We start from the raw sequence: 14,675 nt of genomic DNA on the forward strand, positions 1-14,675 counted from the left end.
TGCGGGCCACGGCCGACGACATCGGCTGGGGATGTACCGACGGCGCAGGTTGAACCTCGGACTGGTTACAGCGCCGGTTTCGACGGCTGTATTCCCTCTTCGGCTGTCACCTCTTAGGTCATCGCACAGTTCCGCGGAGTGTTACGCCCAATCTTCGTGGCCCGAGTCACACCCCGTACGAAATCGGAAGAACAGAAGGGACATGGGCCCACAATCGTGTCGCCGGACCCCAGGGGATCCGGCGACACGAGGTTCGTCAGCGCAGCCGGGCCGCATGGCGCACACCCTGGCCGTGGTCCGCGGTCAGTGCTCGCGCGGCGCCGGCACCACACGCTCCACTTCCGGGTGGACGGTGAGCAGTTGGCGCATGGCGGCCTCGGCCGCCGGAGCGTCGCCCGCGGCGAGCGCGTCTACGGTGCGGGAGTGATGGACGAGCGCGGCCTCGGTGGGGCGGTCACAGCCGGTGACGGGGCCGCCGGACACCTGGAGGGCGGCGGAGACGATACCGGAGAGGTGCTCCAGCATGCGGTTGCCGGCGAGCTGGATGAGCAGGGAGTGGAACTCGGCGTCGGCGCGGGAGAACGTCAGGGAATCGCCCTGCGTGAGGGCGTGGCCCATGATCTCGACCATGTCGCCGAGCCGCTGCTGGAGGTCCTCGCGTCCGTGGCCGGCCGCGAGCCGGGCGGCGAGCGGCTCGATCATCCACCGCAGTTCACCCAGTTCGCGACGCTGGTCGTCGCGCTGCGGACCGAACGCCCGCCACTCGATGATGTCGGGGTCCAGCAGGTTCCAGTCACTGACCGGACGGACCCGGGTGCCGACGTTGGGGCGGGCACTGACGAGGCCCTTGGCCTCGAGCACCCGCAGGGATTCGCGGACGACGGTGCGGGAGACCTCGAAGCGCTGGCCGATCTCCTCGGGGACGAGCGGACGGTCGGCGCCGAGATCGCCGGAGACGATCATCTGCCCGAGCTGCTGGACGAGTTGGCCGTGGAGCCCGCGGCCCCGGCTGCCCGCCGAGCGGCGGCCCATCCGGCCCAGGTCCGTGTCGGCCCCTTCCCAGGAGGGCACGCCGACGCGGTCGGCGCCCGGCACCTCCGCGTAGGGGTAGCGATCGAGTTCACCCGGCCCGGCGAGGCCGGAATCGGCGGAGCGGGAGGCGGTCATCATGGTGTGCGCAAGGGTACTCACGGATCCTTTGTCGGCGGGACTTCCACGACCCTTGAGGTCTTTGGTGAAAAGCACACGAAAGGGTGATCGCCGCCCGCCCCGCAATTGACGACTTATCGGAAAGAAACGGACGTACCCAGGGAAGTTGTGACCGAGCGTCAGACTTGACCGCGCGAGTCGGTCACCAATGGGTTCTGCGGCGAAAGCCAGTGAACAGATACGCGCAAAGCAGGGCGCACAGCGACAACGTGAGGGCCACTCCCACCGGTTGTGCCGCAGCCTTCATCGCGGCCACCGCCCACCCGTCGAGCTCGTACGGCCAGCGCAGCCAGGCCACCTCCCGCAGCCTGCCCGGCAGTCCGGCCACCGAACGCAGGGACGGCCCCACGACCATCCGCTGGGCGACCGGCGCCACCAGGACCGGTACGGCGAGCACCGCGGCCACTCCGGCGGCCGTGGCCCGGAAGACGGCCGCACCCAGCAGCCCGGCCCACGCGCAGCCGACGGTCAGGCCGGACCAACTGACGGCCATGGCGGCCCATTTGTCCGGTACGCGCAGCAAGTCTTCGCCGTACACCAGCCGCAGGGCCTGTGCGTCGGCCACGACGGCGAGCAGCGCGAGCAGCAGTGCCATGGCGGCGGAGACGGTCAGTTTCGCGAGGAGCAGTCCGACGCGGCGGGGAACCGTGCCCCGCGCGGCGGCCAGGGCGGGATAGCGGAACTCCTCGCCGAAGGCCATGGCGCCGAGCAGGCCCGCGCCCAGCGCGGCGGGCGGCAGGGGCAGGATGTCCGGCCAGGCGGCGAGCAGGGCGGACAGCGGGGCGCTGCCGACGCGGGCCAGCAGTACGGAGACCGTCACGGAGGCGGCCAGGGCGGCGGCGACGACCAGGAGGCTCGTCCGGGTGCCGAAGAGGCGGTGCAGCTCGTAGCGCAGCGGGCGCAGCGGACTGCGGGCCGGGCGCGAGGGCAGGAGCGGCGGGGCCGTCGCGCGCGCCCCGGTGGCGGCGCCTCCCGTGCTCCGGGGGCCGGCGGGGGCGGGTTGCCGCTCCGCGGCGGGCGGCGGTCCGGTGTCGCGGGTCTCGTCGGCGAGCCGGTGGACCGGGATGCCGTGCCGGAAGGCGGTCTCCCCGATCCGGGCGCAGTCGCTGCCGTACACGGACAGGCGGGTGCCGCCCTCGGTGACGACTTCGACGGAACGACGGGCGGCGCGGGCCTCGCGGGTGACGAGGGCGCCGAGACGGGCGGCGTGCGGCGTGCTGACCACGACGCGCGGGCGCAGCCTGGTTCTGGCGAACTCGGCGGCGTCCTGGTCCGCGACGAGCCGGCCGCTGTCGATGGTGACGACCCGGTCGGCGGTACGGGCGGCCTCCCGGGGGTCGCTCGTCGTGTACAGCACCGTTCCGCCCTGGGCGGCGTGGCCGCGCAGCAGTCCGAACAGCCAGCTGTGCTCGCGCGGCGACAGGCCCGCGGCGGGCTGGTCGAGGAGGAGTGTGTGCGGGTCTCCCAACAAGGCGGAGGCGAGGCCGAGTCGGCGGTCCATGCCGAGCGAGAGCATGCTCAGGCGCTCGTCGGCGAGGGCGGCCAGGCCGACGAGGTCGAGCATGTCGTTCGCGCGGGAGGCGGGCACGCCGGCCGCGGCGCAGAGCATGCGGAGCTGGCCTCGGACAGTACGGGCCGGGTGGCCCGGAACATCGCCCAGGAGGACGCCGACCTCGCGGACGGGGTGGGCGATCCGGTACAGGGGACGGCCGCGGAAGTACGTGACGCCGCGACCGGGGGTCAGGTCGAGCATCAGCCTGAGCGCCGTGGTCTTGCCGGACCCGGCGGCGCCGAGGAGGGCCGTGACGCGTCCCGGCCGCGCCTCGAACGTCAGGTCGTCGACGGCGGGCGGGAGTTCACGGCGGGGGGCACTGGTGAGTCCGATGGCCTGGAGCATCGCTTCTCTCGCGGAAGGGGAGACCGCTCGGCGGCTGGGCGGTACCCCAGCACGATAACTCGACATATCGGACTTTTTGTGCAACGCGGGGCGCGTTGGCGTGAGAGGTCTCAGGCGGGGCCGGCTCCCCGGTCCGCGCCGACCCCCGTTCGGCCCTGCGGCGTCACACCTCGGGGCGCAGCATCGGGGGGTTGAGGAGCGTCGCCCCGCCCGCCCGGAACAATTGCGCCGGCCTGCCGCCCTGCCGGGTGGTGGTTCCGCCCGACGGGACGAGGAACCCCGGGGTGCCGGTGACTTTGCGGTGGAAGTTGCGAGGGTCGAGAGCGACGCCCCAGACGGCTTCGTACACCCGTCGCAGCTCACCGACAGTGAACTCCGGGGGGCAGAAAGCGGTCGCGAGCGACGAGTACTCGATCTTGGAGCGGGCGCGCTCCACTCCGTCCGCGAGGATCTGGGCATGGTCGAAGGCGAGCGGAGCCGGAGGCTCTTCGTCGCGGGTGTACTCGTCCTCCTGGCCGAGCAGTGCCTCCACCGGCGCCCAGCGCGCGCTGTGCGCGTCGCCGCCCGCCCGCGGGGCGGGAAGGTCCGGCGCGAGCACCAGGTAGGCCACGCTCACCACGCGCATGCGCGGGTCCCGTTTCGGGTCTCCGTACGTGGCGAGCTGTTCGAGATGGGCCCCGTTGCCGATCGACGGGGAGCCCGGGTCGTGGGCGCACAGACCCGTCTCCTCGGCGAGTTCGCGTGCCGCGGCCGCCCCGAGATCCTCCTCCGACCGCACGAACCCCCCGGGCAGCGCCCAGCGGCCCTGGTAGGGCTGCTCGCCGCGACGTACGACCAGCGCGCAGAGCGCGTGCCGGCGCACGGTGAGTACGACCAGATCCACGGTGACGGCGAAGGGAGGAAAGGCCGATGGGTCGTAGGGCGACATGCCGTGATCATAGTCGTCTTCCTGACGATAAACAGTCCTCTTCGTGGAGCCGCTCCGCGGAACGGCAGCTTCGGCCCTCGTCGCCGCCCACGCCTCAGCCCCCCAACTGGAGGGCGTCGGCGGCTTCCTCGATCATGCCGAGGCCGAGCCTGCTGATCCGTACGCCGAAGGGCTCCCCCGCCACCCGCAGGCCCGAGAACTGCACGGCGCCGATCGGTGCGCCGCGCATCGGGAAGAGCGCGACCGTGCCCGCCGGGGCGTCGGGACGGATGCCCGCGAGGGCGGTGAGCAGGTGCACCCCGGCCGCGGCGGCCACGGCCGCCGGCCGGCAGGCGGCCGGGTGCGGCACGGGAAGGCTGCCGGCGGTGCGCTGCTCGCCGGCGTACATCTCCGGCAGCCGGTTGCCGAACGCTCCGGCCGCGTCGAGCAGCCCGCGCAGCAGCGCGGTCGCCTCGCGTTCGTACCCGGCCGCCGCCAGTCCCGCGACGGCGACAGCCGTTTCGTGGACGCGCACCGCTCCGCCGCGGTGGCCGAAGGGGTTGTGGCCGAGCTCCCTGGAGCCGAGACTGCGCAGTCCCCAGCCCGAGTCCATGGCCGGGCCGCCGAGCAGCCTCGCCACCTGCTCGGTCTGCACCTTGTCCAGCAGGCCCGGGGCCTGTCTGCCCCCGCCGAGCAGACCGGTGTCCAGGAGGTGCGCGGTCGCGCCGCCGAGGTGCGGGACGAGCCGGCCATCGGCGGTGCGGGCCGCCGCCGGCCGACCGCCCGCGCGGTCGTCGATCCAGAAGCGCTCCCGGAACGTACGGCGCACCGTGGCCGCCCACTCGCGCCACCCCTCGGCGCCCGGCCTGCCGCACTCGGCCAGCAGGTCGGCGCCGAGCACGGCCGCGCGGTGGGCGTGCGCCTGGGTCTCACCACACCGTGGCCCGCCGGGCCACGGTTCCGGCAGGCAGCCGTCGTCGTCCGCGGCTCTGCGCAGCCAGAGCAGACAGCGTTCGGCGGCCGGAAGCAGCTCGTCCAGGTCCTGCTCCGCCAGCCCCCACCGCCGCGCCTCCGCGAGCACGACGGGGAAGGCCAGCGTCGCCTCCACGCCCGTGCAGCTGGGCGGGAGATGCGGTCCGGCGTCCCTGAGGGGGCCGGGGAGCCTGCCCTGTTCGGGCCCAGGGCCCGTCATCTGCGTGCGGGCGAGAGTACGCAGCGTCGACGCGGCGAGCCGGGTGCCGAGCGGCAGTGCCATGCGCGCCGCCCACAGCGCCTCGGCCGGCGCGAGCCCGCACCGCCAGGGCACTCCCGCCGCCAGATACGTGTCCGCCGGGTTGCGGGAGTCGCGCATCAGCAGGGCCCGCAGATCGTCGAGGCTGGTGCGCAGCAGCTCCCGCACCCGCGGATCGTCTCCTTCCGCCGTCGCATCGGAGAACGGATCCGTCCCGGTCCGCGCCGGCGGCCGGGCACGCCGGTCGGCACGGATCCGCAGAGTGAGGGTGCGCGAGGCGCCGGGCTGCAGCTCGATCTCCCAGCGCAGCAGGCCGGCGGAGGCGATCGCGTCCTGGGGCGGCGGATCGGCGGTGACGACCGACTCGGCTCCCGCCGCCGACCAGCGCAGCCCCGACGCGTGGACACTGGCGGGCAGCTCGCGCCCCGGCCGGCCGGCCGCGACGGCGCCGAGGTCGGCCAGATCGGTGCCGAGTCCGATCTCCACCCGCACCCGCACAGGGCGGGATGCCGAGCTGCGCAGGACGATCCGCTCCGTGCCGTCGGCGTCCCGCAGCCGCTCCACGAGGACCTCGGGGTCCGGTCCCGCGCCGCCCGGCGTCCGCACGACGCCGACGAAACGGGCGCGGGCGGCCGAGAGCAGCCGGCCCTGGACGGCGACCGGTTCGCGTCCGGCGACCCGCAGGTGGCAGCGGGAGAGCAGTCGGCGCCCCGACTGGTAGAAGCCCTCCAGTCCGCTGCCGGTGAGCTGACCGCTCTCGGCGGAGAGCACGAGCCCCGGCAGGTCCGCGCAGATCAGCAGGGCGTGGACCGAGGGCAGCTCACCGGGGAGCCCACCGCCTCGGGCGAGCGTTCTTCCCGCTGCGGCCGGGGACGGGGCGGTGAGGGTCATACGGTGCCTCCTCTGCGCTCGTGACGGTCGCACCGGAAAGGGCGCGAGGCGTTCGCGGTACCGCCACACGTGTGAACGTTCGCGTCGGCACGCGGGTCACGGCCGTCATCGTTCGCTCCTCCCCCGCTGTTCGTCCTGCCGGCGCGTGCGCCCCCGCGCCGCGGCCGTCCCGGGGCGCGGCCTGGCGGGCGGTGCGCTCTGTTCGGCGGCTGCCCGGGGACGTACGGAACGCGTGGTCTTGCGCGTGCGCATCACGCGGGGGCGGAGTTGGCGGGGTTGTTCGCGCTCGGCGCGCTCCGCACGCAGGCAGCGCCGCAGCGCTTCGGGGTCCATGCCCTCGTTGCACGCCTGATGGAGGAGCTGAGCGAAGGTGTACTCCGGGTCGGTCCGCAGGGCGCGGCCGAGGGCGACCCTGGCCTCGGGTTCGTCACCGGTCGACCAGGCCACCCACCCCGCGAGTGTGAGCGGGGCGGCGGCGTGGCTTTCGTACGCTCCGGCGCACCGCCGGGCGAGCGCCCGCCAGAGCCGCAGTGCGGCCGCGGCGTCGGGACCCTCCATCCACTCCGCGGCCCGGTCCCTGGTCTCCCGGTCCTGAAGGCCGAGGATGACGGCGGCGGCCTCGTCGTGGGAGATGAGGGCGTCGTCCCCGGCGTCCGCGTCAGGCCGGTTCGCCGACGCCGGCCGGTTCTCGTCGAGGCGCTTCATGAGCCGCCTGGCCAGCCCGAGCGTCTCCGCGCCGACCTGTGTGCGCTCGGCCCCGCCGAGGATGCGGGGCACCAGAGCGAGTCCTGCCGCGTCCAGCGCCCGTACCTGCTCGCGGTCGGCCGGCGCGCGCGGCGTGAGCCTGGCCTCCATCTCCCGCAGCGATCCGCGTACGTGGATCCCCGCGTAGGTCGCGGCGGCGGCCATCACCGAGGTGCCGGGCAGAGCCAGTACGTTGCCCTCGGGCGGGCAGCAGCGCTCGTCGGGGCAGCAGTAGGACCAGTACCTCCCGTCCGAAATGCACAGCGCCTCGAACACGGGTACGTCGAGCGCGCCGCACGCCGTGCGCAGCCGCTGCGCGAAGGGGCGCAGCCGCTCCATGACCTGGCGTCCGGACTCCTCACCGGTGGGGTCCATGCAGAGGAAGACGACGATGCCGTCGGGGCGGCCGCTGCGGCGCTCGCTGCCGCTGATCAGACAGTCGGCGAGCTGGTCGGAGACGAACGGCCATTCCCTCGGGGACCGGGGGATGCCCAGCCTGAGCCGCCCGCCGAACCGGCCCCGGTTTCCGTGCAGCGCGACCATCACGACGCTGTCGGTCGGATGGAAGCCCATGAGGTACGGCAGGGCGTCGGCGAGTTCTGCGGGGCCCCGGAGGGTGATCTGGTCGCCGTCCGAAGGGCCTGTGGGTTCGTGGTGCTTGTTCATGGCTCGACGGTCCCGCAGACACCGCCGACTCCGCCAACCCTGTGGATAACTTTATCCACAGGCCGGAAGCCGCATTCGCGCAATGTCCGAGGCATCGGGTTGCATGGGGGCATGACCAACGCAGACCTCAGGTCCTCGGCCGATTCCGTACTCGCCCGCCTCGTCGGCGACCCCACCGGCGGCGCCCGGCTGCGCGAGGACCAGTGGCTGGCCATTGAAGCTCTCGTCGCGGACAAGCGCAGAGCCCTGGTCGTCCAGCGGACGGGCTGGGGCAAGTCCGCGGTCTACTTCGTCGCGACCGCGCTGCTGCGGCAGCGCGGAGCGGGGCCCACGGTGATCGTCTCGCCGCTTCTCGCGCTCATGCGCAACCAGGTCGAGGCCGCGGCCCGCGCCGGCATCCGCGCCCGGACCATCAACTCCTCCAACACCGAGGAGTGGGAGACGGTCCAGGCCGAGGTCGCCGCGGGTGAGGTCGACGTGCTGCTGGTGAGCCCCGAGCGGCTGAACAACCCCGACTTCCGCGACGAGGTGCTGCCCAAACTGTCCGCCGCCACCGGACTGCTGGTGGTGGACGAGGCCCACTGCATCTCGGACTGGGGGCACGACTTCCGTCCCGACTACCGCCGACTGCGCACCATGCTCGCCGACCTGCCGCCCGACGTGCCGGTTCTCGCGACCACGGCCACGGCCAACGCGCGCGTCACCGCCGATGTGGCGGAGCAGCTGGGCACGGGAGGCGGCTCGGACGCCCTGGTGCTGCGCGGGCCGCTCAACCGGGACAGCCTCAGCCTCGGCGTCCTGCGCCTGCCCGACGCCGCTCACCGGCTGGCCTGGCTCGCCGACCACCTCGGCGAGCTGCCCGGCTCCGGGATCATCTACACCCTGACCGTGGCCGCTGCCGAGGAGGTCACCGCCTTCCTGCGCCAGCGCGGGCACACCGTCGCCTCGTACACGGGCAAGACCGAGAACGCCGAACGGCAGCAGGCGGAGGAGGACCTGCTCGCCAACCGGGTCAAGGCCCTCGTCGCCACCTCCGCCCTCGGCATGGGCTTCGACAAGCCGGACCTCGGATTCGTCGTCCACCTCGGCTCCCCCTCCTCCCCCATCGCCTACTACCAGCAGGTGGGCCGCGCCGGCCGCGCCGTCGACCACGCCGAGGTGCTATTGCTGCCGGGCAAGGAGGACGAGGCGATCTGGCAGTACTTCGCCTCCGTCGCCTTCCCGCCCGAGGATCTGGTCCGGCGCACCCTCGACGTGCTCGCCCGCGCGGAGAGGCCGCTGTCGCTGCCGGCGCTGGAACCCCTGGTGGAACTGCGCCGCTCCCGCCTGGAGATGATGCTGAAGGTCCTCGACGTGGACGGGGCGGTCAGGCGGGTCAAGGGCGGCTGGACCGCCACGGGCCGGCCCTGGACGTACGACGCCGAACGGTACGCCTGGGTGGCGCGGCAGCGGGAGGCCGAACAGCAGGCCATGCGGGACTACGCCACGACGGCCGGCTGCCGGATGGAGTTCCTGCAACGCCAGTTGGACGACGAGGGCGCCGCGCCCTGCGGCCGCTGCGACAACTGCACGAAGCCGCGGTTCACCGCCGAGCTGTCTCCGCAGGCGCTGGACACCGCGCGCGGTGAACTGAGCCGCGCGGGCGTCGAGGTGGAACCGCGCCGGATGTGGCCGACCGGGCTCGGCGCGGTCGGCATCGACCGCAAGGGCCGTATCCCCGCGGGCGAACTGGCCTTGCCCGGGCGGGCGCTGGGCAGGCTGTCGGACATCGGCTGGGGCAACCGGCTGCGTCCGATGCTGTCTCCTGGCGCCCCGGACGGTCCCGTGCCGGAAGCGGTGGCTCAGGCGGTCGTGGGCGTACTGGCCGACTGGGCCAGGGGGCCGGGTGGTTGGGCCTCGGGCGATCCGGAGGCTCCCGCCCGCCCGGTGGGGGTGGTCACCGTGGCCTCGCGTACCAGGCCGGAGCTGATCGGCACGCTGGGCGCCCGCATCGCCGAAGTCGGCAGGATGCCGCTGCTGGGCTCGCTGGAGTACACGGCGGAGGCCGAGGCCGTCTCCCCGCACCGCAGCAACAGCGCGCAGCGCCTGCGCGCTCTGGAGGGCGCCTTCACCGTCCCGCCGCATCTGGCTTCGGCACTGGCCGAAACCGCCGGCCCGGTGCTCGTGGTGGACGACTTCACGGAAACGGGCTGGACGTTGGCGGTGGCCGCGCGCCTTCTGCGACGCGCGGGTGCGCAGGGGGTGCTGCCCCTCGTGCTGGCCGTGCAGAGCTGACCCGGCAGCCGCCCCGGGAGCCGACGACTCGTTCCGCGGACGCGCCGCCGCCAGTGCACCGGTCGGAGCGAAGAGCGGTGTTTCCCCTGGTCCGCGCCGTTCGGACGGGACGCCAGGCATCGCAAGGGGCCGGACTGGGCAGGGATATCCACGTCATACCAGTGGATTTCAGTCGGCGGCTCCAATTGCTCGTTGCCGCACACCCCGCGGGGCAGCGAGAATTGGAACGCTCCCCGCATGGCGCGCCCGCGGACCGGATGGGCTGTGCCGCGGTGCGCCCAATCACCCCTGCCCGCATTGTGGGCGCGTATGCGAAGGGAGAACCGTGACCTTCGGATTCGCTCCGTCCACCGGCTCGTTGCACCCGGCGTCGGCCGACGCAGCCAGCCGTCTCGGCCGGACGCTCGAACCGTCCGAGTGGGCTGCCGCCGGTATCCCGCTGCTGCGCAATCCGCGCGAAGTCGTCAGCGGACTGCACGCACGGCATCACCCGCAGCCGGCCACGGCGGTCGTCGCCGTCCTCGACTCCGAGGAACGGCTCACCGCCAGCGCCTCGTTCGCCCGGCGCTCCGTCCCGGCCGACGGATGGGAGTTCCGCAACGCCCTGCTCGCGCATCTGCGCCGCGTCATCCCGCACGACCTGCGCCGCCGCACGCCCGTGCGGACCGCGGTGCTGCTCTACTGCCGCGACGGCGACGAGCGGTGGACGGAGGAGGACGGGGCGTGGATGTGGGGCCTGCGGGACGCCTGCACCCTGCACGGCCTGCGCTGCGGCGCGTACATCACACTGACGCGCGGCGGGTGGCAGGTGCTGGGCGAAGGCCGTGGCGGCCGTCGCCCGAGCACCGATTCACGTCCGTCCGGCCTGGCGGAGGCCGCCGCCGAGGCCGGGCCGCCCCCGCCGCGCTCGGGCGGCGGGGCGGCGGAAGCACTCCGGCGGGTGGCGGCGCGCTGACGGCGCCGCGCCGGGCCCGCGCCTCCCGTCCGTACCTCACGCGCCACGCGAGGGCGGGCGCACCGAACGAGCGCCCGCTACGCGGTCGCACAACGCCGTACGACGTCGCGCCGAGGCGTACGGCTCAGACGCCCGCGCCGAGCGCGGAGTTGACCCGCTGCGGGTCGCCGCACACGATCAGCAGCGCGCCCGCGCGCGCCTTGGCCAGCGGCAGCGCGCGGTTCACGGCGTCGTCGCCGGCCTCGCCGTTCACCGCGACGACGACCACGGGCCGGGCGGCAGCCCGGTCCACAGCGGCGGCGTTCGCGTAGAAGACGTCGTCACGGGCATCGTGCTGCGCCCAGTAGGACGCTTCACCGAAGGACAGCTCGTGGGCGGCCCACGGGTGCTGCACACCCGTGGTGAGCACCAGGATGTCGCCCGGCGCACGGCCCGCGTCGAGCAGTACGTCGACCGCCTCGTCGGCGGCGTCGAGCGCACCGCCCGCCGGAGCGGGGATCAGCTGGACCTGCGGCGCGGGACGGTTCTCCTGCCGCGGGGACGGGGACCGGCCACCGGGCGTGTGCGACCGCTGCGCCGCGGGCGCGGGCCTGACCGGGCCGGGACCGGGTACGGGACGTCCGGGACGCGGCATGGCAGCGGTGCGCGGACCGGGTACGGGACGAGGGGTCGTCGCGGGACGGCCGGTGGCCGGAGTGACGCGGGGACCCTGGGCGCTCTCGTGAATCTGAGGCTCCTCGGGGGAGAGAGGCATGAGTGGATGTCTATCAAATGTCACCGCTGAACGCAGCAGCGGGTGGGTACATGCGTGCGATCAGAAATCGAAGCCGAGTTGGCCCCCGCTTTCCAGAGCGGCGGCCTCCGCCGAGATCCGGGTCTTCTTGAGGTGCGCCCACTGGGGCAGCGCGTCGAGGTAGATCCAGGAAAGCCGGTGGTACGGGGAGGGCCCCCGCTCCGCCAGCGCCGCCTTGTGCACGGGCGAGGGATAGCCCGCGTTGGCCGAGAAGGCATAGGCGGCCAACTCCTCGGACCCGTGCTCCAGTTCGGCCATCATCGCGTCCCGCCGCACCTTGGCGATCACGGAGGCGGCGGCCACCGCGATGCAGGACTGGTCGCCCTTGATCACCGTGCGGACCTTCCAGGGCTGCCCGAGATAGTCGTGCTTCCCGTCGAGGATCACCGCGTCCGGCCGCACCGGCAGCGCCTCGAGCGCGCGTACGGCGGCGAGCCGCAGCGCGGCGGTCATGCCGAGCGCGTCGATCTCCTCGGGCGAGGAATGCCCGACCGCGTGCGCGGTGACCCACTTCTCCAGGACCGCGGCCAGCTCGGTACGGCGCTTCGGGCTGATCAATTTGGAGTCGGTGAGCCCGTCGGGCGGGCGGCGCAGGCCGGTGACGGCCGCGCACACGGTGACGGGTCCGGCCCATGCTCCGCGCCCGACTTCGTCGACACCAGCGATGATCTTGGCCCCGGTGGTGGCGCGCAGTGAGCGCTCGACGGTGTGAGTGGGTGGTTCGTACGGCATGGCGCCTGCCAGGTTACGCCGCCGGGGCCCGCCCGCGACACCCCGGGCCCGCCCCCGGTGCTCAGCCGCCCGTCGGGCGCAGCAGCGGCACCATGATCCGGTCGATCATCTCGGCGATCTCCTCGTCCGGCCATTCGCTCCCGCACACCTTCGAGCGGTACATCATCAGCCCCGGGACGACATCGAAGAGCAGGTCGCTCGTGGCGTCGGGGCGGACGTCCCCCCGCTGCACACCCCGACGTACGGCCTCGCGGAAGAGCCTGTTCGACGGTTCGATCACTTGCCGGACGATCACTCCGTGGAACCGCTCCGCGAGCTCGCTGTCGCATTCGTGAATCACCGAGCGCAGCGCGGAGCCCGGCTTGGAGAACATCGCCCCGCGCACCTGCCGACAGAGCTGGTAGAGATCGTCGCGGATGCTGCCCCGGTCCGGAGCCTCGTCGAGGACCGGCAGCGCGGCCCGCAGGGCGTCCGCGACGAGGTCCTCCTTCGATGGCCAGCGCCGGTAGATCGCGGCCTTGCCGGTCTGCGCGCCCGCCGCGACGCCTTCCATGGTGAGCGCGTTCCAGCCGACCGTGCTCAACTGCTCCAGGGCGGAGTCCAGGATCGCCCGCTCCAGCACGGGTCCGCGGCGGCGCAGTGCGACCGGCTGCACCTTGGCAGCGGCGGCGGTCCAGCGCGAAGTGGCCATGTTTTTCTCTCCGTTGAGGACAAAGGGCTCAGTGAACGCTTGCGTTCACTGAGGGGGAATCCCTACCGTGGCATGACAGTGAACGCACCCGTTCACTAATTCACTTGTGGGGGGACACAGTGACCACCTCTCAGTTGGCTGCACCACACCGGCCGGGCGCCGCCCGCCGTCAAGGGCGTCCGGGGATCGCCCTCACCGTCATAGCGGCTCTCCAGCTCATGGTGGTACTCGACAGCACGATTGTGAACATCGCGCTGCCGGACATCCAGACCGCTCTCTCGTTCAGCACGACCGACCTGTCCTGGGTGGTCAACGCCTACACCCTGACGTTCGGCGGACTGCTGCTGCTGGGCGGACGGGCGGGCGACATCCTCGGCCGCAGGCGCGTCTTCGTCTTCGGCGTCCTGCTCTTCACCTTCGCCTCGCTGTTGTGCGGCATCGCACAGGAGCCGTGGCAGATGCTCGCCGCGCGGGCGCTCCAGGGCGTCGGCGGCGCCATCGCCTCGCCGACCGCGCTCGCCCTGATCACCACGACGTTCCGCGAAGGGCCCGAGCGCAACCGGGCGTTCGGCATCTTCGCCGCCGTCTCGGCCAGCGGCGCCGCGATCGGGCTGCTGGCGGGCGGCATGCTCACCGAGTGGCTCGACTGGCGCTGGGTCTTCTACGTCAACCTGCCGATCGGCGTGCTCATCGCGGTCCTGTCCCCGGTGTTCATCAACGAGTCGGAGCGGCACTCCGGCCGCTTCGACATCACGGGCGCGCTCACCTCGACCGTGGGCATGGCGTCGTTGGTGTACGGGTTCATCCGTGCCGCCGACGACGGATGGCGGGACGGGGTCACGCTGGGCTCGTTCGGCGTGGCCGTCGTCCTGCTGATCGCCTTCGTGTTCAACGAACGGCGGGCGCCCGAACCGATCACGCCGCTGCGGATGTTCGCCGACCGCAACCGCTCGGGCACGTACGCGATCATGATGAGCCTCGCCGCGGCGATGTTCGGCATGTTCTTCTTCATCGTGCTGTTCGTGCAGAACGTACTGGGGTACAGCCCGATCTCCGCAGGTCTGGCGTTCCTGCCGGTGACGGTCATGATCGTGACCGCGGCCGGTCTCTCCTCCAAGCTGCTCCCGGTGCTCGGGCCGAAGCCGTTCCTGGTCGCGGGCGCGGTGTTCACCGGATCGGGCATGGCCTGGCTGACCGCCATCGATCCGGATAGTTCGTACCTGGGCGGCGTGCTCGGGCCGATGCTGCTCTTCGGTTTCGGCATGGGGCTGGTCTTCGTCACGGCGACCCTCACAGCGGTGTCGGGTGTGGCGCAGCAGGAGTCGGGAGCCGCCTCCAGTCTGCTCAACGCCACACAGATGGTGGGTGGTTCCCTCGGACTGTCGATTCTCATGACGGTCTTCGGCACCGCCGGCCGCGACGAGGCCGAGCGGCAGATGCCGTCGTTCCTGAAGGAGGCGACACCGGCCCAGCATGAAGCTTTCGCCAGGACGCACGAACTGCCGGCCCCGTGGGGCCACCATGTCCTGGCCGAGGGCATATCGACGGCCTTCTGGGCGGGCGTCGGCCTGGTGGCGCTCGCCGTGGTCGTCGCGCTGTTCGTCATCCGGGTGCGCAAGAGCGACCTGGAGGCCCTGAGCGGGACGGCGGGACCCGGGGCGGTCTGAGAACAGCCGGCGCGTACG

General features: G+C 73.0%; 11 protein-coding genes. 3 read left to right on the top strand and 8 right to left on the bottom strand.

Annotated elements, in window-relative coordinates:
* Positions 1-303: 303 nt before the first annotated feature.
* From AC07FK_RS04475 to AC07FK_RS04495, 5 genes are all read right to left on the bottom strand, one after another.
* A complete protein-coding gene (locus AC07FK_RS04475; RefSeq protein ID WP_479102405.1) occupies positions 304-1,191 on the bottom strand; it encodes a FadR/GntR family transcriptional regulator in 888 nt (295 codons plus the stop codon).
* Between the two features lie 160 nt (positions 1,192-1,351).
* Entirely contained in the window at positions 1,352-3,106 is a 1,755-nt protein-coding gene (locus AC07FK_RS04480; protein WP_479102407.1) for an ATP-binding cassette domain-containing protein, read from the bottom strand.
* A 163-nt stretch (positions 3,107-3,269) separates the two neighbouring features.
* Positions 3,270-4,034, bottom strand: coding sequence for an NUDIX hydrolase (locus AC07FK_RS04485; RefSeq protein WP_479102409.1), 765 nt, complete (start codon positions 4,032-4,034; stop codon positions 3,270-3,272).
* Positions 4,035-4,128: 94 nt separating this feature from the next.
* A complete protein-coding gene (locus AC07FK_RS04490) occupies positions 4,129-6,135 on the bottom strand; it encodes a glycogen debranching N-terminal domain-containing protein (RefSeq protein ID WP_479102411.1) in 2,007 nt (668 codons plus the stop codon).
* 105 nt (positions 6,136-6,240) lie between these two features.
* Complete coding sequence (locus AC07FK_RS04495) at positions 6,241-7,545, bottom strand: DUF4192 domain-containing protein (RefSeq protein WP_479102412.1); 1,305 nt, start codon at positions 7,543-7,545, stop codon at positions 6,241-6,243.
* Positions 7,546-7,656: 111 nt separating this feature from the next.
* Here AC07FK_RS04495 and AC07FK_RS04500 point away from each other — a divergent pair, with 111 nt between their 5' ends.
* Both AC07FK_RS04500 and AC07FK_RS04505 read left to right on the top strand, forming a co-directional pair.
* On the top strand, positions 7,657-9,819 hold the full coding sequence (locus AC07FK_RS04500) for a RecQ family ATP-dependent DNA helicase (protein ID WP_479102414.1): 2,163 nt from the start codon (positions 7,657-7,659) through the stop codon (positions 9,817-9,819).
* A 325-nt stretch (positions 9,820-10,144) separates the two neighbouring features.
* Complete coding sequence (locus AC07FK_RS04505) at positions 10,145-10,774, top strand: hypothetical protein (protein ID WP_479102416.1); 630 nt, start codon at positions 10,145-10,147, stop codon at positions 10,772-10,774.
* 124 nt (positions 10,775-10,898) lie between these two features.
* On the opposite strand, the gene AC07FK_RS04510 is transcribed toward AC07FK_RS04505, so the two are convergent.
* From AC07FK_RS04510 to AC07FK_RS04520, 3 genes are all read right to left on the bottom strand, one after another.
* Positions 10,899-11,528: a hypothetical protein gene (locus AC07FK_RS04510; protein ID WP_479102417.1), complete on the bottom strand. Its 630-nt coding sequence runs from the start codon at positions 11,526-11,528 to the stop codon at positions 10,899-10,901.
* 60 nt (positions 11,529-11,588) lie between these two features.
* Entirely contained in the window at positions 11,589-12,299 is a 711-nt protein-coding gene (locus AC07FK_RS04515) for a ribonuclease HII (protein WP_386716747.1), read from the bottom strand.
* Between the two features lie 61 nt (positions 12,300-12,360).
* Complete coding sequence (locus tag AC07FK_RS04520; protein ID WP_479102418.1) at positions 12,361-12,990, bottom strand: TetR/AcrR family transcriptional regulator; 630 nt, start codon at positions 12,988-12,990, stop codon at positions 12,361-12,363.
* Positions 12,991-13,109: 119 nt separating this feature from the next.
* On the opposite strand from AC07FK_RS04520, the gene AC07FK_RS04525 reads away from it, so the two are divergent.
* Positions 13,110-14,657: an MFS transporter gene (locus tag AC07FK_RS04525; protein WP_479102420.1), complete on the top strand. Its 1,548-nt coding sequence runs from the start codon at positions 13,110-13,112 to the stop codon at positions 14,655-14,657.
* The last annotated feature ends 18 nt before the right edge of the window (positions 14,658-14,675 follow it).

It is taken from the genome of Streptomyces sp. NPDC046122, assembly GCF_056429965.1.